26 protein-coding genes are annotated in these 25898 nt (G+C 66.0%); all 26 read right to left on the bottom strand.

Features of this window, described 5'->3' with window-relative positions:
- Window positions 1–6: 6 nt before the first annotated feature.
- Complete coding sequence (locus B3H47_RS14875; protein WP_013124464.1) at window positions 7–405, bottom strand: rhodanese-like domain-containing protein; 399 nt, start codon at window positions 403–405, stop codon at window positions 7–9.
- Between the two features lie 170 nt (window positions 406–575).
- A complete protein-coding gene (locus tag B3H47_RS14870; RefSeq protein WP_286987823.1) occupies window positions 576–1094 on the bottom strand; it encodes an acyloxyacyl hydrolase in 519 nt (172 codons plus the stop codon).
- Window positions 1095–1152: 58 nt separating this feature from the next.
- Window positions 1153–4275, bottom strand: a complete 3123-nt coding sequence (locus B3H47_RS14865; RefSeq protein WP_286987822.1) for an efflux RND transporter permease subunit — start codon at window positions 4273–4275, stop codon at window positions 1153–1155.
- Window positions 4272–5450 carry an efflux RND transporter periplasmic adaptor subunit gene (locus B3H47_RS14860; protein WP_156053731.1) on the bottom strand — a complete coding sequence of 393 codons (1179 nt, stop codon included), beginning with the start codon at window positions 5448–5450 and terminating at the stop codon, window positions 4272–4274. The genes B3H47_RS14865 and B3H47_RS14860 overlap by 4 nt, the downstream gene beginning before the upstream one ends.
- Entirely contained in the window at window positions 5447–6859 is a 1413-nt protein-coding gene (locus B3H47_RS14855; protein WP_156053730.1) for a TolC family protein, read from the bottom strand. Before B3H47_RS14855 ends, B3H47_RS14860 begins: the two co-directional genes overlap by 4 nt.
- The gene (locus tag B3H47_RS14850) at window positions 6856–7293 is read right to left on the bottom strand and encodes an OsmC family protein (protein WP_064971655.1); all 438 of its coding nucleotides are present in this window, start codon (window positions 7291–7293) and stop codon (window positions 6856–6858) included. The genes B3H47_RS14855 and B3H47_RS14850 overlap by 4 nt, the downstream gene beginning before the upstream one ends.
- 114 nt (window positions 7294–7407) lie before the next feature.
- Window positions 7408–9990 (bottom strand): cation-translocating P-type ATPase, encoded by a 2583-nt coding sequence (locus B3H47_RS14845; protein WP_156053729.1) that lies wholly within the window; start codon window positions 9988–9990, stop codon window positions 7408–7410.
- Between the two features lies 1 nt (window position 9991).
- The gene (locus tag B3H47_RS14840) at window positions 9992–11182 is read right to left on the bottom strand and encodes a hypothetical protein (protein ID WP_232054224.1); all 1191 of its coding nucleotides are present in this window, start codon (window positions 11180–11182) and stop codon (window positions 9992–9994) included.
- Between the two features lie 53 nt (window positions 11183–11235).
- Entirely contained in the window at window positions 11236–12180 is a 945-nt protein-coding gene (locus B3H47_RS14835; RefSeq protein WP_286987821.1) for a cation diffusion facilitator family transporter, read from the bottom strand.
- Between the two features lie 6 nt (window positions 12181–12186).
- Window positions 12187–12474: a thioredoxin family protein gene (locus B3H47_RS14830; RefSeq protein ID WP_156053726.1), complete on the bottom strand. Its 288-nt coding sequence runs from the start codon at window positions 12472–12474 to the stop codon at window positions 12187–12189.
- 37 nt (window positions 12475–12511) lie between these two features.
- Window positions 12512–12964: a VOC family protein gene (locus B3H47_RS14825; protein ID WP_286987820.1), complete on the bottom strand. Its 453-nt coding sequence runs from the start codon at window positions 12962–12964 to the stop codon at window positions 12512–12514.
- Window positions 12965–13006: 42 nt separating this feature from the next.
- Complete coding sequence (locus tag B3H47_RS14820) at window positions 13007–13741, bottom strand: aquaporin (protein ID WP_013124452.1); 735 nt, start codon at window positions 13739–13741, stop codon at window positions 13007–13009.
- Entirely contained in the window at window positions 13742–14677 is a 936-nt protein-coding gene (locus B3H47_RS14815; protein ID WP_286987818.1) for a hypothetical protein, read from the bottom strand.
- Window positions 14678–14698: 21 nt separating this feature from the next.
- Entirely contained in the window at window positions 14699–15076 is a 378-nt protein-coding gene (locus B3H47_RS14810; protein WP_286987817.1) for a carboxymuconolactone decarboxylase family protein, read from the bottom strand.
- A gap of 132 nt (window positions 15077–15208) precedes the next feature.
- Window positions 15209–15934, bottom strand: coding sequence for an arsenical resistance protein ArsH (gene arsH / locus B3H47_RS14805; RefSeq protein ID WP_064971649.1), 726 nt, complete (start codon window positions 15932–15934; stop codon window positions 15209–15211).
- Between the two features lie 72 nt (window positions 15935–16006).
- Complete coding sequence (locus B3H47_RS14800; RefSeq protein WP_286987816.1) at window positions 16007–16510, bottom strand: GlcG/HbpS family heme-binding protein; 504 nt, start codon at window positions 16508–16510, stop codon at window positions 16007–16009.
- A 40-nt stretch (window positions 16511–16550) separates the two neighbouring features.
- Window positions 16551–16787, bottom strand: coding sequence for a thioredoxin family protein (locus B3H47_RS14795; RefSeq protein ID WP_156053720.1), 237 nt, complete (start codon window positions 16785–16787; stop codon window positions 16551–16553).
- A 31-nt stretch (window positions 16788–16818) separates the two neighbouring features.
- Window positions 16819–17070: a YgaP family membrane protein gene (locus B3H47_RS14790; protein ID WP_013124446.1), complete on the bottom strand. Its 252-nt coding sequence runs from the start codon at window positions 17068–17070 to the stop codon at window positions 16819–16821.
- A gap of 45 nt (window positions 17071–17115) precedes the next feature.
- On the bottom strand, window positions 17116–18180 hold the full coding sequence (locus B3H47_RS14785) for a permease (protein ID WP_286987813.1): 1065 nt from the start codon (window positions 18178–18180) through the stop codon (window positions 17116–17118).
- A gap of 136 nt (window positions 18181–18316) precedes the next feature.
- Window positions 18317–18883 (bottom strand): sigma-70 family RNA polymerase sigma factor, encoded by a 567-nt coding sequence (locus B3H47_RS14780; protein WP_286987811.1) that lies wholly within the window; start codon window positions 18881–18883, stop codon window positions 18317–18319.
- Window positions 18884–19238: 355 nt separating this feature from the next.
- On the bottom strand, window positions 19239–19931 hold the full coding sequence (locus B3H47_RS14775; RefSeq protein ID WP_013107369.1) for a VIT1/CCC1 transporter family protein: 693 nt from the start codon (window positions 19929–19931) through the stop codon (window positions 19239–19241).
- An 87-nt stretch (window positions 19932–20018) separates the two neighbouring features.
- Entirely contained in the window at window positions 20019–20522 is a 504-nt protein-coding gene (locus B3H47_RS14770; RefSeq protein ID WP_286987808.1) for a permease, read from the bottom strand.
- 299 nt (window positions 20523–20821) lie between these two features.
- Window positions 20822–22132 carry a hypothetical protein gene (locus tag B3H47_RS14765; RefSeq protein ID WP_286987806.1) on the bottom strand — a complete coding sequence of 437 codons (1311 nt, stop codon included), beginning with the start codon at window positions 22130–22132 and terminating at the stop codon, window positions 20822–20824.
- A 7-nt stretch (window positions 22133–22139) separates the two neighbouring features.
- Window positions 22140–23933: an N-acetylglutaminylglutamine amidotransferase gene (locus B3H47_RS14760; RefSeq protein ID WP_286987804.1), complete on the bottom strand. Its 1794-nt coding sequence runs from the start codon at window positions 23931–23933 to the stop codon at window positions 22140–22142.
- A gap of 376 nt (window positions 23934–24309) precedes the next feature.
- Window positions 24310–24633: a hypothetical protein gene (locus tag B3H47_RS14755; protein WP_286987839.1), complete on the bottom strand. Its 324-nt coding sequence runs from the start codon at window positions 24631–24633 to the stop codon at window positions 24310–24312.
- Between the two features lie 99 nt (window positions 24634–24732).
- Window positions 24733–25767: an IS630 family transposase gene (locus B3H47_RS14750; RefSeq protein WP_286987837.1), complete on the bottom strand. Its 1035-nt coding sequence runs from the start codon at window positions 25765–25767 to the stop codon at window positions 24733–24735.
- Window positions 25768–25898 lie beyond the last annotated feature (131 nt).

The following is a 25898-nucleotide window of genomic DNA, read 5'->3' as shown; positions in this document are numbered from 1 at the left end:
GGCGCTTCATGACTGCCCAGACAGTCGGCGCATCAGATCGCGCGCCTTGTCGCCGCGCAGGGCATCGACCAGTCCGAGCATGCCCTCATTGAGATAACGCGACTGAAAACCCTCCAGCGTGAGGAACAGGCGCGCGATCTCGGCCCGGTCGTAATGCGGGCAGAGGGTGATGATGAGCTTGCTGCGGTCGAGTTCGTGCAGGCGATCAGGCAGCGCGTCGAGCGGAATGTGCAGGCCGAAGCCGAGATGCCAGGCGGCATATTCCTCGGCGAAGCGGATATCGACGAGTTGCGCCTTGCCCGTGGCGTACAGGTCGAGGGCTTCGGCCACGCCGATTTTCATCGCCTGGCGCTCGGCGTAATCGAAGCGGCGAAGGTAGGCGGCAAAGGATTGGGACAGGGGCATGGCAGTAGGCTCCTCGGATCGGGGTGAGTCAGTGGCCTGCGCGTTCGTCAAGGCGGGCGCGCAAGAAAGCGAAATCAAGGCCGACAGGCGTAACAGCAAGTCGCGTTTGTTCGGGTCTATCGGCGCTTGTGCGGGTTCATCGAGAGGATTGAACATCTGGCACGGATCTGTCAGAACGTGTAGCCCAGTCGCAGCTGGAAGTAATCCTGACCGGGGTTGGGGCGCTTGATGTCGGCGTTGGAATAGTGCGTGAAGCGCAAACCCAGCAGCCAGGGGCTCTGAGCAAAGCGGTGCATCACGCCCAGCGAGTCACCGAACTGGTAGGCGGTGGAAATGCGCTTGCTGCCGATATAGGTGCCGGAAAACACGTTGGCGCCGATGCCGAACTCCATCGCCGTATTCGGGGTGAACCACCAGTGCAAAAAGGGCGTGAGCCCCACATGCCACAGCGACGCCCCCGGCGTGCCCGACGGCCCCTGCGCATAACCCAGCGACGCCTCGGCCGTGAGATCCAGGCGGCTGTTGGCCAATGCGTGGCTCCACAGCGGCGCGGACTCCAGTGCAAGTGTGCTGTTGTGATAGCCCTTGTCCGCACCCCAAAGCAGGGAAAGATCGGCAGCGTGAGCAATCGATGCGCAGGCAAGCAGACTGGCGGCGACAAGAGATGTTTTTATGGATTTGCGTTTCAAGGTGTGCCTCTGCTGGGTTGATGGGGCGATCGCCCCATCGATGGAATAGGTCAGGTCATCAGGCGTTCGGGACGGCCGGTGTGGTGTTGTTTTCGGGATAGCGCCGCTTGAGCAGCAGGAACAGCAGCACTGGCACGATCAGCAGGGTGAGGAAGGTGCCGACGATCAGTCCGCCGATGGCCACCACGGCCAGCGGCGACAGCCGTTCCAGCCCCACCGCCCATTCGAAGGCCACAGGGACCATGCCCACGGCGGCGGCAGCGGCGGTCATCAGAATCGGGCGGGTGCGCAGATCGACCGCCTGCAAAATGGCCTGCTTGAGCGGCACACCCCGGCCCAGCGCCTCCTGCGCGAAGTCAACCAGCAGGATGCCGTTCTTGACGATGATGCCCATGAGCAGAATGAGCCCCATGAAGGAGGGCATACAGCCGTGCTTGTCGGCAATGAGCATGGCCCAGGCCGCGCCGATCACCGACAGCGGCAGGGTGACCAGAATGGCGATCGGCGTGATAAACGAGCGGAACGCAATCACCAGCACCACGGCCAGCAGAACGATGCCGAAAGCCAGCGACTGCCCCAGCCGGGTGAAGGATTCGTTCATTTCCTTCATTTCACCTTCGTCCGAGATCGTGTAGCCGCGCGGCAGTTGCAGGCCCTTGAGCGCTTCGGTCACATGCTGGTCGAGTGCGGTCACCGCGATGTTGCGACGGTAACCGATCACATCCACTGTGCGCACCAGGTTCTGGTGGGTATAAGACGTGGGCGCATAAACGGTCTTGACCGTGGCCACCTGCGCCAGCGGCACGATGGCACCATTCGGCGTGGTGAGGTTGAGCGCCGCAATCGCCGCCGGACTGGAGCGTTCGTCCGCCCGCAGCCGTACCCACACCGGAATGCTGTTTTCGCCTTCGACCCGCAGGCTGCCGCCGGGGATGCCGTTGACCTGCGCGGCGACCTGCTGGGCGATGGCGCCGGGCGTCAGGCCGTAGTTCGACGCCCTGGCCGCGTCCACGTCGAGCTGCAGCCGTTTGGAATCGCCCTGCCAGGAGCGCTCGAAGCCGGTCAGCCCGCCGACCTTGGCCAGCCGCTGCTCGATCTCGCCGGCGATCTGGTCGAGCACCCGCCAGTCGGGGCCGCTGACCATCAAGTCCACCGTGCCGCGAATCGACGACAAGGGCGTGGCGCCATAGACCACGGCGTTGGCGTCGATCACGCCGGGAATGGCGCGCACCTTGTCTTGAATGACCTTGTTGATCTGAAAAATGGTCTCATCGCGATGGAAGCGGTCGACCAGATTCACCGTGGTCATGCCCTGCGAGAAAATGCGCGCTGCACCGAAGGATTTGTCCTGCGGCTCGGCGCCGACCACGGTGGAAGTGGAAAGCAGCCAGTCCGGTTTGACCGAGGCGCGAATCGCGGCGTCGACCTGCTTGGCGATGTGCTGCATCTGGGCGGCGTCCGTGTCGGGCTGCGCCTCGAAGCTGATCTGGCTAATGCCGGAGTCCATCAGCGGCATGAGTTCGCGGCCGACCACCGGCAACTGCTTGAGCGAAACGACCGTGAGCACCAGGGCGATGAACAGCACGCGCTTGGGGTGTTCCAGTGCCCAGCCCACCGTGGCGGCATAAAAGCGCTTGAGCGGTTGGATGACCCAGCGGTCGAAGTAGGACAGCGGCTTGCGTAGCGGATCGCGCGCGCCGGGCTTGAGCAGCCAGGGCGTGAGCAGCGGGATGATGGTGACCGCGACGATGAACGAGGCTGCCAGCGCCACCATCAGGCTCACCGACAGCGGCCGCAGCACGGTCTGCACGAAGCCGCCGATGAACACGATGGGCAGCAGCACCACGGCGTTGGCGAGGGTGCCGGAGAGCACCGCCAGCATCACTTCCTGCGTGCCGTTTGCCGCCACCGCAAACCCTGATTCGCCGTGCTCGCGCATGCGCCGTTCGATGTTTTCGATCACCACGATGGCATCGTCCGCCAGCAGCCCTACCGCGATGATGATGGCGGTGAGGGTGATCATGTCGAACTCGTAGCCGATCAGCTTCATCACCAGAAAGGTGAGCAGATAGGTGAACGGCAGCGACAGCGCGGTGATGAAGGCCGCGCGGGTGTCGGCGAGGAACAGCAGGATCACGAACACCGTCATGATCAGCGCGTCGCGCAGCGCGCCGAGCATGTTCTCCACGGTGAGGTCGATCAGACGCAACTGGCCGTCGGCCTGGGCGATGTGGAGCATCGGGAACTCGGCGCGGACGGCAGGCAGCGCCGCGTCGATGGCGCGCGCGGTGGTCGCGGCATAGCCGTTGTCGCCGCGCAGCAAGGAGACCGCGATAGCTTCCTTGCCGTTGCCGCGATAGAGCGAGGTCGGGTCGGCATCGCCCCAGCCCACCTTGCCCAGATCGCCCACGCGCACAAAACCGCCGCCCGGCACCGGTACCTGCACCTCAGCCAGTTGCTGCGGGTTGTGCGCCAGGCTGTTGAGCGTGAGCAAAAAGCGATAGCCGTCCCGGTGTACCAAGCCCTGCGGCGCGGTGATATTGCTCGCCGCCAGCGCTGCGGCGACTTGCGCCACATTCAAGTGATGCGAGGCGAGCGCACTGCGGTCGAGATCGACCTGCGCCTGCCGTTCATGCCGGCCGAACACCTCGACCTCGGCCACGCCGGGAATGCGCAGCAGCCGGTCGCGTAATTGGTTTTCGGCAATGCGTCGCACCTCGCTCAAACCGAGGTTGGACTGCGGTGCCGGGGTAAGTGCCAGCACCGTCACCGGCTGCGCCGCGTTGGTGATGCGGAAGATTACCGGCGCGCGCGAGCCCGCGGGCAGGCTGGACTCGACCCGCTTGAGCTCGGTGAGCACCTTGGTCGCTGCGATGTTGATGTCGTTGCCGTATTCGAATTCCACCGTCACCGCTGAGACCTGGTCGCGCGACACGGAGGTGACGCGACGCACGCCGTCGATGGCCGAGAGTTGGGTTTCGATCGGGTGGGTAATGTCCTGTTCCACATCGCTTGCCTCGGCGCCCGGCCATTGCGTGACCACGGTGATCATCGGCCGGTTGCTGTCCGGGAACAGGTTCATCGGCATGGTGAAGTACGCCGCGATGCCCGCGACCACCACCAGCAGGGCGATGGCAATGATGGCGTGCGGCCTGCCGAGCAGGCGTTGCATGAAGTTCATTGCGCCGCTCCTGCTGCCGCCGTGGACACCGCCGTCGTTACCGCCGCGTCGCCGTCGCGCATTTGCGCCAGCACGGCCGTCTGGCCGACCACCACCGACTCACCGGGCTTGAGCGACCCGCTGACTGCGGCGCGGTTCGCGCCTTCCTGCAAGACCTTGACCGGCACAATGCGCAGCCGCCCGGGCTCGCCCGCCTGGGCGCCCGGCGTGAACGCCAGCACATGCGCTTGATCGCCGCTGCCGATCACCGCGGCCACCGGCACGGTCAGCGTTGCGGCGGTTTGTGAGCGAAGTTCGATGCTTGCCGCCACGCTGCTGCCGCTGGGCAGGCCGAAGGGGCTGCTGGTCGCATCGGCCTCGACCGTGCCGAGCCCTGCGGCGTTGACTGCCGGGGCGATGCGGGTAATGGGCAGATCCAGCGTCTGCCCGCCTTGAGTGAGGCGCAGGGTGTCGCCCACCTTCACCTGTGTGAGCTGGTCGGACGGCAAGCTCACGCGCACGATGGCGCCCTTGCCGGCGGTGAGTTGATACACCGGCTTGCCGGGCGCGGCGGTGTCGCCCACCTCGACCAGCCGCTGCGCCACCACCGCGTCCTGCGGTGCGCGCAGCTCGGCATAACCGAGTTGCACTTGCAGCGCGGTGATCTGATCGGACAGCGCCTGCACCGAAGCGCGGGCGGCGTCGGTGGCAGTGCGCGCCTGATCCGCCTGCGCCTGGCTCACCCCGCCTTCAGCCAGCACCGCGTCGATGCGTGCCTGCTGTTTGGCGGCATAGTCGGCGTTGGCGCGTGCGGCGATGCGTTGTTGCGAGAGCGCCCCGATATTGCTCGCGATCTGCCGCGCGTCGATGCGCACCAAGAGCTCCCCACGCTTGACCGCCACCCCGGCGCGCGGGCCGATGAAGGTCACAGTGCCCTGAATCTGCGGCGCCAGCGTGATGGTGTTGGGCGCTTCGACGGTGGCCACGCTCTGCATGCTCGCGGCCACGGTGCCGTGCTGGACTGCGCCGGTTTGCACCGCCCACGGTGTGGCCGCGGCGGGCGGGCTGGCATCGGCCTGATGCAGGCGGTGAAAGTGCAGCCACAACCCGCCCGCAATCAGCAGGATGGGGATGGGCAGCAAGTACCAGGGTTTGCGCTTAGGTGTGGCGGCGGAGGATTTGACGGATGTGTTCATGGCTGGGTGCTCGAAGAGGTGGAATCAACGGCTTGCAAAGCGGCGGGCGGCTCGCCATAGGCGTAGCGCAGGGCGTCATCGGCCTGCCACCAGCCGGAAAGAGCGCCGGCGACGCTGGCGCGGGCCGAAGCCAGCGCGGCCTCGGCGGCGATCAGATCGGTGGCCGAACCCAGGCCGTGCTTGAAGCGGTCTTGCTCGATGCGGGCGCTCTCGGCTGCAGCGCGCAAGCCCGATTCGGCGGCACGCCACGACTGATCCTGCGAGTTCCACAGCGCTACCGCGCCGTCACGCGCGGCGCGCAGATTGTCTTGCGCGGCCTGAAGTTGTTGCTGCGCCTGGTTGGCTGCGGCCTGCGCGGCATCCACGGCGGCGGTCTGCGCCCCGCCCGACCAGAGATTGAAGGTCACGCCGAGGTTGAACTGCCAAGTGTCCACCGGGCGATTGTCCCAATGCACCGCGTTACGGTTCCAGCCGCCGGTGGCGGCGAACTGCGGCAGCATGGCGCGCTGCGCCGCGCGCACTTTGTCCTGGCTGGCCTGCAACGCGCTTTGCGCCGTTTGGATCGACGGGGGCAGCACATTGCCGTTGGCTGGAAAGTGCGTCGGCCCGGAATCGGGCGCCGGCGCCGCAGCGTCGAAGCTGGGCACGCCCATCAACGCGGCGAGCTGCGCGCGCACCTTGCGTTCCTGGCCATCCGCCCCGGCGATCTGTGCCTGCACCGCAGCCACCGCCGCCTGCACCCGCAGCAGATCGACGCGGGCGATATTGCCCACCTTGAGCCCCGCCTCGGCTACGCGCTCACTCGTTTTGAGCGACTGCAACTGCCTGTCCAGCGCCTGCCGCTGCCCGGCCAGCGCCTGCAGATTGCGGTAGAGCGTGGCGCCTTGCAACAGCGCGCGCAGCCGCATATCGGCGGCGCTCCACTGCGCACCGGCGGCACGGGCGCGCGCGGCATCGACCTCGGCGGCAATCTGACCGCTGAGATCGATGGGCAACTGCGCGTTCAAGCCATAACCGAACTGGTCTGCCGAAAAGGGGTAAGCCGCCACATTGGGCGGCAGGGTGATCGCGCGAGTCAGCCGCGGGTCGTTGTAGTGCTGGCTCGTGGCGTAGGCATCAACCTTGCCGAACCAGGCCGCGCGCGCCTGCCGTACCTGCGCATCGGCCTGCGCTTTGGCGGACTGGGCCGCGAGCACGTCGGGGGAGCGTGCGGCGATGGTCTGCAACACCGCAGCCAGATCGGCCGCGGGCGCCGAGGCTGCGGCAGCGGCGGCGCCCGTTAGCGCAACGGCAGGGCTTGACGCCTGCGTCGCAGGAGGCTGCGCCAGTGATGCCTGGGCCGCAGAAAGGAAAACGAGCGCGGCAAGAGCGCGCAGCCGCGTGGGCTGGTGCGGAAAATTTCGCTTCATGATGGATCGGCACAGGGCTGGGGCGGGGGCAGACTGCCGCGTTCGATGCGGCCTTCGAGAGATGTACCTCCCGCGACCGTGTTGTACACCGTGCCGAACTGCTGAACATTTCGGTGCAACAAGGCGAGGCGGTGGTCGTCCTCGTCGGTATCGACGACGATGCGGTAAGTGATTCGCGCCATTTTCGGCGGTGCGTCCTGCCGCTCGCCGTGCACGGCGATGTGTACCCCGCGGTATTGGAATTTAAGAATGGGCGCAACGCGCTCGATGTTCTTGAGCATGCACGCGCCCACCGCGGCGAGCAGCAACTCGGCGGGATTGAACGCGTCCAAGCGGCCGTCGAGCGCCGAATCGATCGCGATGCACGCGTCTTTGCAACGCGCCTGCGCGCCGTGCGCATCGAGCCGGTCGAGCGTCACGTCATAGGTGAGCATGGAAACCTCCAGGGGTTTTGGTTTGTCTTGTGCAGAGAAGACGATGCACGGGGTGAAAGGATGCACCCTGATCGAGAAAACCTTGATCCCGGTCAGCTTGCGCTCATCCGTGGGTCAAACCAGACGCCGTCCCCAAGCCAAACGCAAGCCCTGCAGCCACAGCCCGCACAGCAGCAGCAAGCCGAGTGCGGCGATCATCGGCGGCAGGCTCACGCTGGCAAAGCCCATCACGTCCCGCAATCCCGGAATCAGCAGGACGGCGGCGAGCATGGCCGTCACCGCCGCGAACATCCGTGCCAGCCACGGATTTTCTGCCCGCAGGTTGAATGCCGCCGCATGGCGCAGATCGCGATTAGCCAGAATCAGCAGGAACAGCGCCAGCACCAGCGCGGTGAACACCGCTAGGCGCAGATCGGCCTCAGGCCAGTCGGTGTAATGTTGTAGCAGCGCATGCCCGGCCAGCAGCACGGCGGCAATTCCCAGCCCCTGTAGGAGGGCGAAGCCGATGTTGTTCAGGGTGAAGGGGCTGGCCGTCAACGGACGCGGTGGACGCTGCATCACATCGGCCGCGGCCGGTTCCGCCTCGAACACGATGGAGCAGGACGGGTCGATCAGCAGCTCCAGCAGCACGATGTGCACCGGCAGCAGCAGCACCGGCCAGTGCAGCAGCGCGGGTAGCAATGCCAGCGCGATGATGGGCATGTGCACCGCGAACACAAAGCGCGTGGCCTTGGTGATGTTGTCGAAAATCCGCCGACCGCCCCGAATGGCCTGCACGATGCTGGCAAAACTGTCGTCGAGCAGCACCAGCGCGGCGGCCTCGCGCGCCACATCGGTACCGCGCTCGCCCATGGCGATGCCGACGTCGGCGGCCTTCAGCGCCGGGGCATCGTTGACGCCGTCGCCGGTCATAGCCACCACCTGGCCATCGGCCTGCAGCGCGCGCACCAGCCGCAGTTTGTGCTCGGGGGCGAGGCGGGCGCAGACATCGGCGCCGCGCAGCCGCTCGCGCAGCGTGGCCTCGTCCATACCGACGATTTCCGGGCCGGTAACAACCTCGGCGCGCTCCGAGAGCCCCACCTGCGCGGCGATGGCGCGCGCAGTGGCGGGATGGTCGCCGGTCATCATCACAATGCGCACCCCGGCGGCGCGGCATTCGGCGATGGCCGCAGGCACCTCGGGGCGGGGCGGGTCGATCAGGCCGACCAGGCCGAGAAACTCGAAGTCGAAGTCATGCTGACTGGCGGGCCAGGGCGCGCCTTCCGTCGGCGCCTGCCAGGTACCGCGCGCCACGCCCAGCACGCGCAGGCCGCGAGCGGCCATGGCCTCGACCTCGCGCGCAATAGCCGCACGTTCGGGCGCGGGCAGGTGGCAAAGGTCGGCCACCGCTTCGGGCGCTCCCTTGGTGGCCAGCGCGTACACCTCGGGCCGGGCGGTGGCGAATACCCGGGTCATGGCCAGAATGTCGGTGGCGAGATCGTATTGACGAGTAGGGCTGCGGTCGTCGTGCACATGCTCGGTGCCGGTCAGCCGCGCATGACCGAAGGCCTGTATGGCCTTCTCCATGGGGTCGAAGGGGTCGAGCGGCGTGGCGAGTAGGGCGAACTCGACCAGGGTGTGGAAGGTCTCGGGCAGCTCGGCGCTGTCAGCGTCAAAGCGCTCCTCGCCGGCGACGAATTGGGCCACCTGCATGCGGTTCTGCGTCAGCGTGCCGGTCTTGTCCACCGCCAACACGGTGATCGCGCCCAGCGCCTCGACCGCCGGCACGCGACGGGTGAGCACCTTGCTTTTGGATAGCCGCCACGCCCCCAGCGCGAGGAACACGGTGAGGATGACCGGGATTTCCTCGGGCAGAATGGCCATCGCCAGCGCGATACCCGACAGCAGGCTTTCCAGCAGCGTGCGCCCGTCCCACAGCCAGTTCAACAACACCAGCGACAGGGCGAGTGCGAGCGCAATCAGGGTGAGATTGCGGATCAGCTTGGCCGAGGCGCGCTGCAGGCCGGAGTCGACCTCGGCCGTGTTCGCCAGTGCCGCGCCGATGCCGCCCACCGCCGTGCGCGCGCCGGTGGCCACCACCACCGCCTGACCCACACCCTTGGTGACCACGGTGCTGGCGAACAGAGCCGCAGGATGATCTTTATCCGTCGCGGCGGCGGGATGCATGACCGGGTCGGGCAGTTTGCTCACCGGCACGGCCTCGCCGGTGAGCAGCGATTCGTCCACATCGACCTGACCGCTCACCAACTGCGCATCGGCGGGAATGCGGTCGCCTTCATGCAGCACCAGCAGGTCGCCCACCACCACATCGCGCCCGGCAATGCGTTGTTCGCGGCCGTCGCGGATCGCCAGTGCACGCGGCGCGGAGAGATCGCGCAGGGATTCGAGCGCGCGTTGCGTCTTGCGCTCCTGTGCCAGCGTGATGCCGATCACCACGAATACAAAGCCGAGCAAGAACAACGCCTCGCCCTTATCGCCCAAGAGCAGGTAGATGCCGCCCGCGGCCAGCAGCATGAGGAACATCGGCTCGCGCAGCACGCCGAGCACAATGGCCCAGGCAGACTTGGGCGTGGCGCCGGGCAGCAGGTTCGGCCCGTCGCGCGTCAGACGCGCCGCGGCTTCGGCGGTGCTCAGACCCGCTGGCATCGGAACGGCCCGATCTTGCCCGGCGACCGTTCGGGGTTTATCGGATGCCATATCAATCCCTCAATCTGCGCCGCAGCAGGGCGACGAGCACCCCGCCCGACACCACGGCCGCGCCCACGGTCCATGCCAGCACCACTCCCAGCCCGCTGCGGTAGTACCACGTGGCGATGCTCGTGGCGATAAAGCCGATCTCGGTGGCGCCGAACACCACGGTGAGCCAGAATTGCAGCGCGGTCATCCGTTGCTGGTATTCGGTGGTGAGGGTGAAGCTCACCATGTCAAGCCGATCGGTCACGGCATCGAACAGATCGGCAATGCCCAGCACAGCCTCACCCTGCTCGGCGACGATGTCATTGAAGCGCGTACTCGCCAGCGTGGCGCCGTAGAACTCCTCCAGACCATCCATCACCTCCTTTTTCAACGCGAGCAAATCGTCGATGGAGTGCGGCCCCGCGTGGGTCAAGCGGTCGTACAGACCTTGCAGAACGGCGCGCTCGATGCACAGCAGCTCCAGGGTGATGAGAAAGGGCAGCGTGCTCCTGGGGGGCAGGTCCAGTGCCTGCGCCTGCGCGACGCTGTCGTCGCGGCTGTCGTGCAGATCGAGCGCGCTGCGGCGTCCGATCAGGGTGATGCCGCCAACGCGGGCGCAAGTATCGCGCGCGAGTTCGCCTTCCACCACCTCGGGCTTGAGGGCGCGACTCAGTCGATCACGCCACAGCAGGGCGACCACCTGTTCGGCATGCTCCGTCAGCCAACCGTCGAGTACGGCGCCAGGCAGGCGGATCACCGACAGCGGCAGGTAGGCGCTAAAGTCGGCGCGGCCGGAGATGGCCTGGTTTAGCGGCGCGAGTTGGCGCCAGACCAGCGCAGCCGGGCTGTCGTGTGCGTCCGGGTCGAGCCAGTCGGTCCAGCGCTGTGCGTCGAAAGGCTGGCTCGGTGCGGGAAGCCAGACCTCCCACACGGCCACCCCAGCGACATGGGTGAGCAGGGCGATGTCGGCATGGCGCGGCGCCTCCGGCGCGGCTTGCGGTAACGCGATTCGACCGAGATCGGTCCGACTCAGCCGCGCTGCCTGGAGAAACGCCGGGCCGAGCACATGCGCCTGCGCGGCATCACGCCATTGCGCCAGCTGCGACGCGCCAGGTTCGGGCAGCGGGGCGAAACCTGCGGGCCGTGCGTCCAGCCGTGTGACGCCAGGCAGCAGGGAGGTGGAAAACAGCAGCGCGAAGCCGGGCAGGCTCATTTCCGCATCCACCGCAGCAACGGACGAGCGAGCTGCTGTCGCCGGGCGGTCCATCACGCTGGGCCCGGCGCGGCGCTTCCCGGGCAGGCTGAGGCTGCGGCGGCCAGCGCGCAATGCGCGGCGAAATCCTCGGTCTCTAGTTGCAGCGTGACATGGGTGATGTCGAACGCGTCATGCAGCATGTGTTCGGCGCGCGCGAGCAGCGCGGCGGAATCGACCCCTTGGCGCACTACGAGATGCGCGGTCAGACTGACCTTCGAGGTGGACAGCGCCCAGACATGCAGATCGTGCAGCGCCAGGACGCCTTCCAGCCCGAGGAGCCGACTGCGCACCGCCGGCAGATCGACTTCGCGCGGCACGCCGTCGAACATCAGGTGCAGCGATTGCGAGAACAGCGACCAGGTTCCCCACACCACCACGGCGACGATGACCAGGGAAATGGCCGGGTCCAGCCACATCCAGCCTGTTGCCAGAACCACGACCGCGCTGATGACCACGCCCAGCGACACCAGCGCGTCCGCCGCCATGTGCAGGAAGGCACCCCGGAGGTTCAGATCGCTTTGGGCGCCCGATGCGAACAGCCACGCCGTGGCGCCGTTGATCAGAATCCCGACCGCAGCCACGATCAGCACCGGCCATTCATCGACCCTGCCGGGATGCGTCAGGCGCTGGAACGCTTCGAGCGCCAGCCCGCCCATGAGCACCAGCAGCAGGACGGCATTGAGGAAGCTGGCCAGGATGGACGCACGCTGCCAACCATAGGTGTGGCGGTCGCTGGCGTGCAGCCGACCCGCCGCCAGCCCGGCCCAGCCCAGCGCCAGTCCGCCGACATCGCCCAGGTTGTGCCCCGCATCGGCCAGCAGCGCCAACGATCCCGCGCGCCAGCCATAGAACGCCTCGATCACGACGAAGGCGATGTTCAGGCCGATGCCCAGGGCGAATCGGGCGCCGAAGTCCTGCGGTAGGTCGTGATGCGCGTGAGCGTGGTCGCGGCTCATGGTCGTTCAGGTGAAATCGGGGGGCATGCCGATGCGCCCCCGCAGAAGCGCTTCGAGTTCTTCTGTGCGCGGCAGCCCCTGCGCAAACAGAACCCCGTCGGCCAGCAGAACCGGGTCGCGGGTGGCACCCAGGTCAACGGCCCGATGCGCATCCGCTTGCAGCCGAATCTGCGCCTGCCAGCCCAGACCGCCGAGTGCGCAGGACAGACGGCGTTTGAGTTTTTCCGCATCGAGGCCGGAGCCGAGAATCTCGAACCGGATGGGACAGTCGTGGGAGCCGGTGGCGCAAGTCATCAACTGATCTTATCGCGATCAAGCTCGGGCAAGGGCGTCAGTCGAGCAGAAACACAGGCTCTTGATCGGCGGGCATCTGCGCCAGTTCAGCATCGGTAAGCCGGGCATAGACCTCCAGCAGATAGCCGCTGGGGTCGCGCAGCCACAGTTCGTGCAGCGGCGTGCCGCGCCAGGTGGTGCGCGGCGGCTTGACGATCTCGGCGCCCGCAGCCACGGCGGCATGGTAGGCGGCGATGACTTCGGCCTTGCCCGCAACGCCCAGTCCGAGGTGGTAGAGGCTGTAGGTGTCGAGTGCCTCGCCGCGATCATTGACCAGCAGCACCAGGTTGAGGTGCAGCTGCGGCACGATGAAGGTGCTGTAGCGGGCGGTGCGGTCTTTGGGCGGCAGGCCGAAAAACGCGGTGTAGAACGCCGTGCTGCGCGCCAGATCGGCCACACGCAGGCTCATGTGGAACTCATGGGCGGCAGGGAATGCGGGTGAGGAAGTCATGGTGGTTTTTCCAGAGTTCGGTGAAGTCGGTGTTTGCTGCGATCAGGGTTCGCGCGGCGGTTTGTCCAGGCCTAGCCAGGTGCCGTAGAACAGGCGCGGCAGGATGAGCAAGGCCAGCAGCGCGCCGACGATCTGCGCGGCGATGAAGCCGGGCGCGCTAGCCGGAGCGATGCCGGCAAAGGTGTCGGTGAGGGTGCGGGCCAAGGTCACTGCCGGGTTGGCAAAGCTGGTGGACGAGGTGAACCAGTAGGCTCCGGCAATCCACGCGGCTACTAGCACCGGCACTTGTCCGGGGATCTGGCGTTTGCCACCGAGGATGGTGAGGATGAGGCCGAATGTGGCGATGACTTCACCCAACCACTGGCCGCTGCCGCCGCGCAGATGGGTCGAGACCTGCAGCACGGGCAGATCGAACATGGCATTGGCCAGCCACACCCCCGCCACGGCGCCCAGCAGTTGCGCCAGGATGTAGCCCAGTGCAAGCGATCCGCTGATGTCGCGCTTCAGCCAGAACACGCTGGTCACCACCGGGTTGAAATGTGCGCCCGAGCGCGGGCCGAAGACCGAGATCAGTACATATAGCGTGCAGGCTGTGGCAATGGCGTTGGCCAGCAGCGCCACGCCGGTGTTGGAAGGCGAGAGTTGCGCCGCCATGATGCCCGAGCCGACCACGGCGATGAGCAAGATGGCGGTGCCAAGAAACTCCGCCAGCATGGGGCGCCCCAGGCGCTCCCAGGCGCTCGGGGCGGAATCGGCGACGGCGGTGGGCGCAGCCATTCAGCCAGCCAGCACGAGACGACGGGTGAGGTAGAACGGCTCCACCGGGCCGACCACGGCCGCGGCGCCCACCGGCCCGGCGGCCGCAATGAAACGGGCGTCGAGGTGCGAGTTTTCGTGATCCCACACCGACTCCCATAGCCCGTGCATGATGTACGCGCGCAGGCCGCCATCGGCCTGCGCGTTGCGCAGGATCTCGGTGGACAGCGCCTTGCGATAGAGACGGTTGTCGCGCGTGCCGGGCTGGCCCGCGCCCGCCGGGTCGCTCTGCGGCTCGAAGGTGTTTTGCGCCACTTCGAGCAGGGCCATGACCTTGGGCTCCCAGGTCGCACGGTCGGTGTCGTTGATCATCACGTGGTTTTCCACGGTGACGGTGTCGCGCTCGGGGTGGTCCAGCGGAGCGCGCAAAAAGGCTTCGATCTGCTGCGCCGTGGTGTAGATGCCTTTGCGGTCGCCTGCGCCCACGGTCTGATACACCGCGCGGTAGGCCGCCATCTCGGGCGACTGCGGCGCGGCACCGGCATGCAGCAGGGGTTGCAGGCGCGTGGCGAAGTCGGCTTCGAGATCGGCAGCCGCGGCGCTGGCCGCGTCGGCGAAGCGGATGAACAAGGTGTAGAAGTAAGGCTGCACCCCGGCTTCGGCGCCTTCGAGATAGGCCGTCGCCAACACGCCTTTGTAGGTCTCGGGATAGTTCTTCACCATGGTGGAGTCGCCGCTCATCTGCTTGAGCGCGAGCTGCACGAAGCCCGGCTTGCCGCGCAGCGCCGCGCCCAAGGCGTCAATGGCAGCGAGGAAAGCGCTGTGCTGCGCGCCGGTCACACGCAGCTCGGCGTACAGGGTGACGGCGCCGTCGAGCCCGCGCAGGGCATCGGCAGACCAGGGATGCGCAAGCGTATTGCCGTGCATGGGGGCGGTGGGACTGGAAAGGGTGTTCATGATGGATCTCCTGGAAGCGGATTACTTCTGTGCGCCAACCAGCGCGTCGAACACCGGCTCGGCATCGCCGATGATCTTGGTGGCCATGGCAAAGCGGGCGATGTGCACGGTTTCCAGTACCTTGGCTTTGGGAATGCCCTGCTGCACCACTTTGTCGGCCATGGCGCGCACGCAGGCCGGGCTGGAACCGGCAAGCGCCGCAGCCAGGTAGATGAGCGTGCGGGTCTGCTCATCCAATGCGCCGTCAGCCGGCATGGCGTACATGCGCGAGCGCATGTGCTCCTGAATCAGGCCGTCATCAACCACGGTGGATTTTTCGATGGCAGCGGGCACGCGCCCCATGCCGGCGCGCATTTTGGCCAGCAGTTCTTGGGCGGAGGGTTGGGTCGGGGTGGTCATTTCGAAGCTCCTGTGTTGGGGGTGGGTGGATCGAGGCGCCGTTGGTCGGCGCCTCATGGAAGTTGACGCATCAGGAGCCAAAAAGATGCTGGGCAAGGTGTCGCAAATTGTGTCTGGCGATTTTGGCGCCGATCAAATCCGGCCCTGGTCGACTCGGGCGCTCAGGGCGGCGGCATTTTCCTTGCGCTCGCTGTAGCGGTCGACCAGGAAGTCGGAGATGTCGCGGGTGAGCAGGGTGAATTTCACCAGTTCCTCCATGACATCGACGATGCGGTCGTAATACGCCGAAGGCTTCATGCGCCCGGCCTCGTCGAACTCCTGGTACGCCTTGGCGACCGAGGACTGATTGGGGATGGTGATCATGCGCATCCAGCGGCCGAGTATGCGCATCTGATTGACCGCGTTGAAAGACTGCGATCCGCCGCAGACCTGCATCACTGCAAGCGTTTTCCCCTGGGTCGGGCGCACCGCCCCGATGGACAGCGGAATCCAGTCGATCTGCGCTTTCATGATGCCCGTCATGGCGCCGTGCCGCTCGGGCGACGACCACACCATCCCTTCTGACCACTGCACCAGTTCGCGCAACTCTTGCACCTTGGGGTGATCGGGCGATGCGTCGTCGGGCAGCGGCAGGCCGTGCGGATGAAACAGCCGCGTCTGCGCGCCCAGATGGTGCAGGATGCGCTGCGCCTCAAGCAGGGCAAGGCGGCTGTAGGAGCGCTCGCGTACCGAGCCGTACAGCAGACCGATACGCGGCGGGTGGGTGCTTTGCCCGATGGCCTCAAACGCCCGCGCGCTGTTTGAGGGCAGCAGCGCGGTATCGAGGTTGGGCAGGTCTTGCAGCAGGTCGATGGACATCGCCGAACCTCAAGGAAATGCAGAGCCGCTCCTGGCGGCACGCTGGGTCAGTCAAAAAGAGTCGAAAACGGCTCAAAACGCCAGATCGCCCTCGATGGCACTCAGCCCGGCTTTGGCGCAGAGGTCATCGTTGGCGCCGCCCGGCGCGCCCGACACGCCGATGGCGCCCACCATCTGTCCGGCCGCATCGATCGGCATGCCGCCGCCGATCATCACCACGCCAGGCAGATTCTTGATGGCCTGCTCGGCAGCGCCGGGTTTGTTCACCCGCTCCGCCACGGAGCTGGTGGATTCCCGCCAGCTCGCCGCTGTGCGCGCCTTGCCTTCCGCCGCTGCCACGGTATGCCAGCCGGCGAAGCGGTCGCGCAGCATCACCAACGGCAGCCCCGACGGGTCGGTCACGGCCACCGCCACCTGCCAGCCGCGCTTGACGCATTCGGCCTTGGCGGCTTCGGCGGCCTTGAGCGCAGTTTCCGGGGTGAGGATCTTCTGCGTCCAGGTGGCCGATTCGGCCTGGGCGTTGGCGGCAAGCGTGCTGGCCGCGGCCAGAGTCAAAGCAATGAGGGTCTTGTTCATGGGATTGTGGGTCTGTGAGAAGAGAAAGGTTGAAAAAGGCTCAGGCGCTGATCCAGCTCTCGACCATCGCGCGGTTGGGAACGCCGCCCGCATGCACCACCTTGCCGTCGATCACCACGCCGGGGGTGCGCATCACGCCGTATTGCATGATCGAAGGGATGTCTTCGACTTTTTCCACCTGCGCCTGCACGCCTTTGGCGGCAATCACCTCTTCAACGAGCCTTTGCGTGGACTTGCAACTGGCACAGCCCGTGCCGAGGATTTTGATGTTGATCATGGTGTGAACTCCTCAAAAAAGAAACACAAAATCAGCAGCAACCTTTGCCCGAACTGGAGGTGCCGCAGGCGTTGGTGGCTTCCTTCAGGCCCATCGCCTTGAACACCTTGGCGGCCGGGCAGAAGCCGGTAAAGCCCATCTGGAACAGATTGAGTCCGACGAATGCCGTCAGCCATAGCCAAGTGGGGTGGAACAGATCGATCTGGCCTGTGATTTGCGCCAGCACCAGGCTGAGCAGCACCATGAACCCGGCCATGATGCTGACCATGCGATTGACTGTCATATGAGTCTCCTAATGAATAGTGAGAAATCGATGTGAAAGGGCGCGTCACATCACCGCGTTGAACACATAACCCACGACGATGATGCCCACCGCCACCACACCGGCGAACAGCGCGATCAGCTTGGGTTTCATCACCTTCTTGAGAATCATGAATTCGGGGAACGACAGCGCGGTGACCGCCATCATGAACGCCAGCGTCGTGCCCAGCGCGGCGCCCTTGCCCAGCAGCGCCTGCACCACGGGGATGATGCCCGCCGCGTTGGAATACATCGGCACGCCGATCAGCACCGCCAGCGGCACCGACCACCAGTTGCCCTTGCCCATCAGATGCGCCATGAAGTCCTGCGGCACGTAGCCGTGGATCCACGCGCCCACGCCCACGCCGGCGATGATGTAGGGCGCGACCTTGAGCACGATCTCGCGCACATGCTTCCAGCCCTGGGCGAAACGCGCGTCCCAGCCCAGCGGGCCCTCTTGGTTGCTGACGGCGGGAATGTCGAACACCCAGGGCTCGACCAGGTTCACCGGGTTCATGCGGCCGATCACCAGCCCGGCGACGATGGCCACAGCGAGCCCCAGGCCGAGGTAGATGGCGGCGATCTCCCAGCCGAACATGCCAAACAGCAGCGCCAGCGCCACCTCGTTGACCATGGGCGCCGACACCAGAAACGAGAAGGTCACGCCCAGCGGCACACCGGCGGTGAGAAAACCGATGAACAGCGGCACCGCCGAGCATGAGCAAAACGGCGTGACGATGCCGAGAGTCGCCGCCAGCACATTGCCCACGCCCTGACGTTTGCCCGCGAGGATGGCGCGGGTTTTCTCCGGGGTGAAAAAGGTCTGAATGACGCCCACCAAAAAGACGATGAGCGCCAGCAGCATCAGCACCTTGGGCACTTCAAAGACGAAAAAGCTCACCGCGCCGTAGAGGTGGCTGGCGGCGACCAGGCCGGTGGCGGCCGACAGCCAGCGCATGAAGGCGTCGGTGGCGGGCTCTAACTGGCTGTAGAGCACCAGCCAACCGACGACATACAGCACGGGCAGGATCCAGGCCCGCCAGGCGGGAACCTTGGCGGCGGTGACGGGAGAAGTTTGCACTTGGGTGTTCATGGCGAAGGTCCTGAAAATGGGGAACTCGCCTTGAAGACGCACGAGCGCCGAAAAGGATGCAGGCCGATGGAGCGATTTGGCGATTTATACGGGTTTATCCGGAGATGCGCCTCACAGCGAGGCTCGCCCGCCGAAGTCAATCCTGCGGCTTGACGCTGCAGTCGCGCGGGACGTGACAGCACACCGCGCCGGTCTGTGCATCGAAACGTACGCCGCAATGCGCCACCAGCGCGGCGCGCAGCCGGGTGCGGGCGCGCTGGATGCGTGACTTGGCCGTGGGCAACTTCAACCCGCGCAGCTCGGCGTATTCAACCTGAGACAGCCCCCCGAGCTCGCACTGCTCGATGGCGTCGCGATCGTCGGCCGACAGGCTCGCCAGCGTGAGCGGAAGACAGTCGGCCAGCGCTTCGACCGGGGCAGACTCATCGTCCATTGCGGGCAGATCGTCGGACAGCGGATCAGACGGGCGCGTGGCGCGCTGCACATCGACCAGCGCATTGCGCGCCACCTGAAACAGCCAGGCGCGGGCGTTGTCGATCTGACAGAACCGGCCGCCTTGCCGCATGGCCTTGAGAAACACCTCGTGCAACAGGTCATCCGCCGCGTCGGCATCGTGCAGCTGGTGGCGCAGAAAACCGCGCAGCTCGGCCTCGGCGAACTGCCAGGCTTGCAGCATGCAGGGGGCGGCTTGGGTGTCGGTCATAGTCGAGGGCAGGACGAGCAAGCGCTCATACTAAAACTTCATCGTTGGGTCAGATCAACCGCCGGGCCAGCGCCAGTTGGTGTGCATGCCCGTTAACGCCAACTGTCATGGGATGATTCCAACCCGGATTGTTCATTGGGACACGGGATGATGGTACGGCGGGTCAGGGATGGATCTGGCCCTGCGCGACAAACCCATAGCCTTGAGCTTGGGCGCGAAGCGCGGGGGCAAAGACGCTCCAAACCGCCCACCAGCCCTCGCCTAATAGAGCGCCTGAGTTCATACCTCAGGTCGGAGGACGCCAGATCGTTTGGCGCCGAACCGGCAGCGTGCGCAGAAGTCGGCACGTAAGGCGTCAGGAAGCGCCGAAGACCATGCCCACACCCGCGGTGATCGCCATCGCCAGGGCACCCCAGAAGGTCACGCGCGCGACGCCGCGCATGACGCTTGCGCCGCCCGTGTAGGCGGCAAGGCCGCCGAGGACGGCGAGAAACACGAGCGACGTTGCACTCACAAACCACGAGAGATGCGGGCCTGGCGTGACCACTGCGGTTAGCAGGGGCAACGCCGCCCCCACGGTGAATGACAGCGCCGAGGTGAACGCCGCCTGCAAGGGATTGGCGCTGGCGACTTCGGAAATGCCGAGTTCATCACGCGTGTGCGCAGCCAATGCATCCTTGGCCATGAGTTGTGCCGCCACTTTTTGTGCGAGGTCGGGGTCCAGGCCGCGCTCAACGTAGATGTTCGCCAGTTCCGCGTGTTCGCGCGCGCCGTCGCTGGCCAGTTCCTGGCGCTCGCGCGCGATGTCGGCCTGCTCGGTGTCGGACTGAGAACTCACCGAGACATATTCCCCTGCTGCCATCGACATCGCCCCTGCGACCAGCGCGGCCACGCCCGCCACGATCACCCCGCCATGGGTCGCACTGGATGCGGCGACGCCGACGATCAGGCTGGCGGTGGAAACGATGCCGTCATTGGCGCCGAGCACTGCGGCGCGCAGCCAGCCGATGTGCTGGGTGCGGTGGCTTTCCACATGGAGTCTGGACATGGCGATGGCGGGAATGAGGGCTGGAAGAATAGGATCGGCGCGACTGCAGGGGGGCAGGTCAGGGACGAATCAAGTGGATCGGCGGATTCAGCACGCCGGATCGCACTCCACCGCAGCCAACCCCGCCAGGGCGCTGATGTCGTCATTGTCGCCCACGGGCGCACCCGACACGCTCCACGCACTCACGCCGACACCGGCGACGATGTACGGCGCGACCTTCAGCACGATGTCGCGCACATGCTGCCAGCCCTGGGCGAAGCGGGCGTCCCAGCCGAGTCTCGCCGCGGCGTTGCTGACCAACGGAATGTCGAACACCCAGGGTTCGACCAGCTTCACCGGGTTCATCCAGCCGATTACCACGCCTGCGATGATTGCCACGGTCAGGCCCAGATAGATCGCGGCGATTTTCCAGCCGAACATGCCGAAGAGCAGGGCGAGCGCCGCTTCGTTGACCATGGGCGCTGACACCAGAAACGAGAAGGTCACGCCCAGCGGCACACCGGCGGTGAGAAAACCGATGAACAGCGGCACCGCCGAGCACGAGCAAAACGGCGTGACGATTCCCGGGCTGGCCGCCAACACGTTGCCCACGCCCTGACGTTTGCCCGCGAGGATGGCGCGGGTTTTCTCCGGGGTGAAAAAGGTCTGATCACACCGACGGCGAACACGATGAGCGCCAGCAGCATCAGCACCTTGGGCACTTCGAAGGCGAAAAAGCCGACCGCGCCGTAGAGATGACCGGTTGACGCCAGGCCCGTGGCCCCCGTGAGCCAGTGCATGAAGGCACCGGTGGCAGATTCGAGTTGGCCGTAGAGCAAAAACCAGACGGCCACATACAGCATGTGGCAGGGCCCAAGCGTGCCGGTAGTTGCGACGTCCGGCGCAGGCGATCAGCGAGTCGCCCCGGGGGGTATTCCTGTCGCCTTGTTCTGATCCGGACTGCCTGCGGCTGCTTCCTCGAACATCGGGGCGAACCCGCCGCCGGGCGTGCGGAAGTTGGTGGTCTGGCCCTGGTAAAGCCGCGCAGACAGCCACAGCACCTGGCCGAGATCGGCATAGGCGCGCAGATCGAACTTGAGGCTTCGGGAATCCGCGGCATTGCCGATGCGGCGCTCACCCGGTGGGGCCAGGGATTGCGCCACGTAGTCGCCTTGCACGATGGTCTGCCACACGCCGCGCGTGAGCTTGGCACCGCGATACGCAGCGCGGCTGCCGAAGCCGGCCCAGGGCTTGAAGAACAGATCGCGACGTCGCGCCCATAGGCGCTCGGCGTTGTCCGGGGCGACGATTTCGGTGTGCGGCACCTGCGCCGCGAGCAAGGCCGCGGTGGTCTCGTCGGCGCCCATCTCGCGCAGGGCTGGTGCGTCACACAGCAGCGCGAGGTTGCGCTTGTCGGCGAACAGGGCGTGGGCGCGCGGGTGCGGGGTGACGACTACGGCATCGAACTCCCAGGCGCGGCGCAAGGCCGCATGCTCGGGCGCGTCGAGCGCGAAATCGGTGAGTCGGTTATAGACCAGGTCGATGCGTCGACCGTTCACGCTGAGCAGCGTGTCGTCGCAGCGCAACTGCCCCGGATCGGCAATGACGGCTTCGATTCCCGCGCGTGCGAACAGGCGCTGATAGAGCAGGAACTCGGCGTAGAGGTATTGCTCCTCTGGCATGGTGTCGACGATGGCGATGCATGCGGGCCTGCCTTGTCGTACGGCGGCCTGCCATTCGCGTATGAACATCGCGACGATTGCCTCCTCGAACGCATCGACCGCCTCGCTGCTCGGCACCATGTCCCGCATGTCCTCGCAGCAGGCACGCTGCGCGCGCGCCAGCACCGCCGACAGCAGTGCGCCACCTGGGTTGGTGTTGATTTCGATGAGGCCGAGCTTTCCTGCTTCGAGATGAAAGTCGAAGCCGAGGAACATCCCCGGATTGCCCGGATCGTGGCTGGCTGACTCCGGCGCACGGGCGAGCACGGCGCTCTGGAAGGCGGGCAGCGCTGTGACGTGCTCGACGGCCAGCACCACGTCGCGCATGCGCTGCGCGTGTGCGTGGCCGACGAACACCGGCTGCGCCGAAAACAGATGCGGATTGCGCTGCTGCACCAGGGCGTACAGCCCGGGTTGGCCCAGTTCGGTCTCCAGCGCCTGGGCCAGCTTGACTCGGTCCAGGCTGATGCAGAAACAATCGCGGTTGAGACGTTCGATCATGGTCGATTCAGGGGGCAGCGCCGTCTACGTGGATCTGCAGCCACCATTCCAGCAAGGCGGCATGCCACAGCTTGCTGCCCTGGATGCGGGTGAAGTGTGCAGGTGCTTCGGGTGCGGCGAGCAGAGCATCGACGAAGCCGCGCTGGTAGAGCCCGCGCTCGCGGCAGGCGCGCGACTCGAGCAGCTCCCGCATGCGCGCCAGAAACGGCCCGCGCACGTGCTTGAGCGCGGGAACGGGAAAGTAGCCCTTGGGCCGGTCGATCACGGCATCGGGAAGCACCCCGCGCGCGACGGCCTTGAGCGGAAACTTGCCGCCTGCCTGCAAGCGCAGTTCGGGTGGCATGCGGGCGGCCAGCTCGACCAGCGCGCGGTCGAGGAAGGGTACGCGCAGTTCCAGCGCATGCGCCATCGGCAGGTTGTCAACGCGTTTGACCGGGTCGTCGACGATCAGGGTGGTCACGTCCAGCCGCAGCACCTGGTCGAGAAAGGAGTCGCCTTGCGGGCGCTGCAAAGCGGACTCCAGAAACTCGCGCGTGAGGTCCGGAACGTGGTGCGCCGGGTCGATGAAGCGCAGCCATTCCGCATGATCGCGGTCGACGTAATGCTGCGAGAAACGCTCCACCGGCAGGCCCGCCTCGGCTTGCATGCGGGGGTACCAGAAATAGCCGGCGAACACCTCGTCGGCCCCCTGGCCGGCGAGCACGGCCTTTACGTCGCCGCTCACCCATTCGGCAAGCAGATCGAAGGCCACGACGTCGTGGCTGAACATCGGCTCGGTCATGCGCGCGATGGTCTGCGGCAGGCGATCGAGCACCGCGCTGTTGGGGATGGACAGTTTGTGGTGGCGGGTGCCGAAGGTCTGCGCCACGAGATCGGAGTACTCGAATTCGTCGGCCTTCTCGGTGTCGGCATCCAGGCTTTCGAAGCCGATTGAATAGGTGCGCAGATTGCGCGCCTCGCCCGCGAGCATGCCCACCAGCAGGCTCGAATCCAGGCCGCCGGACAGCAGCACGCCCACCGGGACGTCGGCCGCGTGCACATGGCTGTCGAGCGCGGCCTGCAGCGTGTCGCGCGTGGCGTCGATCCACTCCCGTTCGCTGGGCAGCGGGTCTGGGCGGGTGGCGTTCAGCTCCCAGTAGCGCGCCAGCCAGCGCATGCCATCGGGTTGCACGCGCAGGGTGTGCGCCGGCTCCAGCTTGCGCACGCCGCGCAGGATGGTACGAGGCGCCGGCACCACGGCGTGCAGCGAAAACAGGTGATGCAGCGCGACCGGGTCGATCGCAGTATCGACGCCACCTGCGGCGAGCAGCGCCGGCAGGCTCGATGCGAAGCGCAGGCGCGTGCCGTCCTGCGCGAGGTAGAGCGGCTTCATGCCGAAGCGGTCGCGTGCCAGCAGCAGGCTTTGGCGGCGTGGGTCCCACAGCGCGAAGGCGAACATGCCGTCGAGCCGGCGCACACAGTCTTCGCCCCACTGCGCGTAGGCCTTGAGGAGGACCTCGGTATCGCCGCTGGAGACGAAGCGCCGGCCCAGCTTGCCCAGTTCTCCGCGCAGCGCGCGGTAGTTGTAGATGACGCCGTTGAACACCAGCACGCAGCCGGTGTCGGCGTCGCGCATGGGCTGGTCGCCCGCCTGGCTCAGGTCGATGATCGACAGTCGGGTATGTCCGAACGCGACCGGGCCGCCGTGCCACTGGCCGGCATGGTCAGGTCCGCGGGGCTTGAGCGCATCGCGCATGCGCTCGACGGCGGGAAGATCGGCCGCCTGGCCGTCGAAGCGCAATTCACCGCAGATGCCGCACATATCGCGTCAGGCGCTTGAGGTCTTGGGGCTGGTGGACGCGGCAAGCGGCTTGCGCAGCGTGACGCAGGTTTCGGCGGGTGTCGGCTGCAAATCCATGGCCGAATCATAGGCGCAGGCGATCGTGTCGATGCAGCACGGAGGGTGGGACCGCGCGCGTCATCCCGAATCGAATTTATAGCGGGTCAGGAGCAGCTCACGCCATACACGCGCATTCCCCAAGACCCATTCAACTCCCGGAGGTTGTCATGTGTAGGCGTCGAGGTCGATTTGAGCGATGCGCCGGGTTTGCTCTGAGCCAGTCGGAATGTGTCGAAATTCAAACTTGACGCTGCGTGTTTCTCGTTTGCCGCGGCTTAGTTGCCTCTCGGCATGTGACTTAAATCGGCATCGGCGCCAACAGTCCAGCTTGCGCTTGGCGTCCTGCATTGCCCAGTCGTAAACCTTTGAGCATGGCCAGACCGTCCAGGGTGTCCATCAGACTCATGCCTGCGGCAAACAGCAGGGGGAACTCCAGCACGCCCCACACCGGAAAATAGCTGTGCTGGGCAAACGCGGAAGAGAGCCCGAGCACCGCTACTTCGGTCGCGGTATCGAAGCCCAGGTCGAACAGAAAACCCAGCGGCAGCATCTGCCAGCTCGCACGGATGCGGGCATACACCGCGTGAAACAGGCGGCTCATCCCGCCGCGACGCGCGGGCAGCAGTAGTCGCAGCAGACAGGGGACAGGGCTAGATTCACCAGTCCGATCAGGGTGAGGAACCCGGCGGAGACCAGCGTCTTGGCGCCGATGCTGATTTACTCAGCAGTCGAGAATATAGGCGACAGAAGGCGCCTTGAAGAATGAGCGGATGAGGTGGGGCATTTGCTGCAGTCTGGCGAGTTGCTCTTCGATTTTGTCGCGGAGTTTTTCACCCTTGCGCAAAGGACGCCTGGCCGTGCCCGTGCGCTTGACATGGCTCCAGACCAGCTCGTCGGGATTGAGCTCGGGGGCGTAGCCGGGCAAGACGTGCAGCGTGAGACGGCCCTGCGTGGACGCGACATACTGTTTGACCAGCGCCGTCTTGTGCGCAGGCAAGCCATCGACGACCAGATGCACCGGTCTTTGCTGATCGCGCATCATGCGCTCGAGCAGCTCGACGAAGCGTGCGGCGCTGAGCGCGCCTTCATAGGTGCAGAACCAGAAGGCACCCCGGGCGTTGACCGCAGACGCGGCACTGATGGACTGGCGCTGTCCCGGGCGTTGCACCACCGGGGTGTGGCCGCGCAGCCCCCAGGTCTTGCCATGCACGGTGTCGGCGCGAAAGCCCGACTCGTCCCAGAAGAAGAGGTCGGCCCCGTCCTGGCGGGCCTGCCGGGCGATGCCGGGGAAGACCTCGCGCTGCCAGCGTCGGATGGCTTCGGGGTCGCGCTGGTAGGCGCGTTGCAGGGGTTTCTGCGGAGTCAGTCCCAACCGGGCCAGTAAGGCGCCGATGGCGCTCAACCCCAAGGTGAGGCCGAACTTCTGCTCGATGAGTTCGCCCACCACGGCGCGGGTCCACAAGCCAAAGTCCAGGCCGTATTGCCGCGGATCGCGCCCGTTGACCCAGCGCAACACCTGACTCTCCTGCCTGGCCGTCAAGGTGCGCGGCCGCCCCGTGGCGGGCGTGGAGCGCAGGGCGCGAACGCCAAGACCCGGTTGCATCGCCGCCTGCAGCCATTTGTAGATCGTCGTGCGGTTGAACCCATAGGCCGCGATGACCTTCGCCGCAGGTTCGCCTTCACGCACGCGCTCGACCGCCATGCGCCTGATGGCCTCGAGCGTTTTGTGGTCCAAAGTCCGTCCATCTCGCTTCATATCCATGAGATGCACTGACCCTCCATGAGTTCCCCTTCTTGTCGACTTATTTATCGACTGGTGAGTAAGTCACATGCCGATAGACAACTAAGCCGTGGCAAACGAGATACACGCAGCGTCAAGTTTGAATT

Origin of the sequence: Thiomonas sp. UBA7699 (assembly GCF_002482605.1) — a bacterium.
GTDB classification, from domain to species: Bacteria; Pseudomonadota; Gammaproteobacteria; order Burkholderiales; family Burkholderiaceae_C; genus Thiomonas; species Thiomonas arsenitoxydans.
This window is presented reverse-complemented; position numbering and strand designations above follow the sequence as displayed.

Coding starts and splice junctions, on each gene's coding strand:
- B3H47_RS14815 (WP_286987818.1), bottom strand. CDS start 14,677: ATGAACACCCTTTCCAGTCCCACCGCCCCCATGCACGGCAATACGCTT.
- B3H47_RS14790 (WP_013124446.1), bottom strand. CDS start 17,070: ATGACAGTCAATCGCATGGTCAGCATCATGGCCGGGTTCATGGTGCTG.
- B3H47_RS14810 (WP_286987817.1), bottom strand. CDS start 15,076: ATGACCACCCCGACCCAACCCTCCGCCCAAGAACTGCTGGCCAAAATG.
- B3H47_RS14865 (WP_286987822.1), bottom strand. CDS start 4,275: ATGAACTTCATGCAACGCCTGCTCGGCAGGCCGCACGCCATCATTGCC.
- B3H47_RS14780 (WP_286987811.1), bottom strand. CDS start 18,883: ATGACCGACACCCAAGCCGCCCCCTGCATGCTGCAAGCCTGGCAGTTC.
- B3H47_RS14860 (WP_156053731.1), bottom strand. CDS start 5,450: ATGAACACATCCGTCAAATCCTCCGCCGCCACACCTAAGCGCAAACCC.
- B3H47_RS14830 (WP_156053726.1), bottom strand. CDS start 12,474: ATGACTTGCGCCACCGGCTCCCACGACTGTCCCATCCGGTTCGAGATT.
- B3H47_RS14750 (WP_286987837.1), bottom strand. CDS start 25,767: ATGAAGCGAGATGGACGGACTTTGGACCACAAAACGCTCGAGGCCATC.
- B3H47_RS14800 (WP_286987816.1), bottom strand. CDS start 16,510: ATGAACAAGACCCTCATTGCTTTGACTCTGGCCGCGGCCAGCACGCTT.
- B3H47_RS14840 (WP_232054224.1), bottom strand. CDS start 11,182: ATGAGCCTGCCCGGCTTCGCGCTGCTGTTTTCCACCTCCCTGCTGCCT.
- B3H47_RS14775 (WP_013107369.1), bottom strand. CDS start 19,931: ATGTCCAGACTCCATGTGGAAAGCCACCGCACCCAGCACATCGGCTGG.
- B3H47_RS14845 (WP_156053729.1), bottom strand. CDS start 9,990: ATGGCATCCGATAAACCCCGAACGGTCGCCGGGCAAGATCGGGCCGTT.
- B3H47_RS14825 (WP_286987820.1), bottom strand. CDS start 12,964: ATGACTTCCTCACCCGCATTCCCTGCCGCCCATGAGTTCCACATGAGC.
- arsH (WP_064971649.1), bottom strand. CDS start 15,934: ATGTCCATCGACCTGCTGCAAGACCTGCCCAACCTCGATACCGCGCTG.
- B3H47_RS14820 (WP_013124452.1), bottom strand. CDS start 13,741: ATGGCTGCGCCCACCGCCGTCGCCGATTCCGCCCCGAGCGCCTGGGAG.
- B3H47_RS14785 (WP_286987813.1), bottom strand. CDS start 18,180: ATGAACACCCAAGTGCAAACTTCTCCCGTCACCGCCGCCAAGGTTCCC.
- B3H47_RS14765 (WP_286987806.1), bottom strand. CDS start 22,132: ATGATCGAACGTCTCAACCGCGATTGTTTCTGCATCAGCCTGGACCGA.
- B3H47_RS14835 (WP_286987821.1), bottom strand. CDS start 12,180: ATGAGCCGCGACCACGCTCACGCGCATCACGACCTACCGCAGGACTTC.
- B3H47_RS14850 (WP_064971655.1), bottom strand. CDS start 7,293: ATGCTCACCTATGACGTGACGCTCGACCGGCTCGATGCGCACGGCGCG.
- B3H47_RS14760 (WP_286987804.1), bottom strand. CDS start 23,933: ATGTGCGGCATCTGCGGTGAATTGCGCTTCGACGGCCAGGCGGCCGAT.
- B3H47_RS14855 (WP_156053730.1), bottom strand. CDS start 6,859: ATGAAGCGAAATTTTCCGCACCAGCCCACGCGGCTGCGCGCTCTTGCC.
- B3H47_RS14875 (WP_013124464.1), bottom strand. CDS start 405: ATGCCCCTGTCCCAATCCTTTGCCGCCTACCTTCGCCGCTTCGATTAC.
- B3H47_RS14795 (WP_156053720.1), bottom strand. CDS start 16,787: ATGATCAACATCAAAATCCTCGGCACGGGCTGTGCCAGTTGCAAGTCC.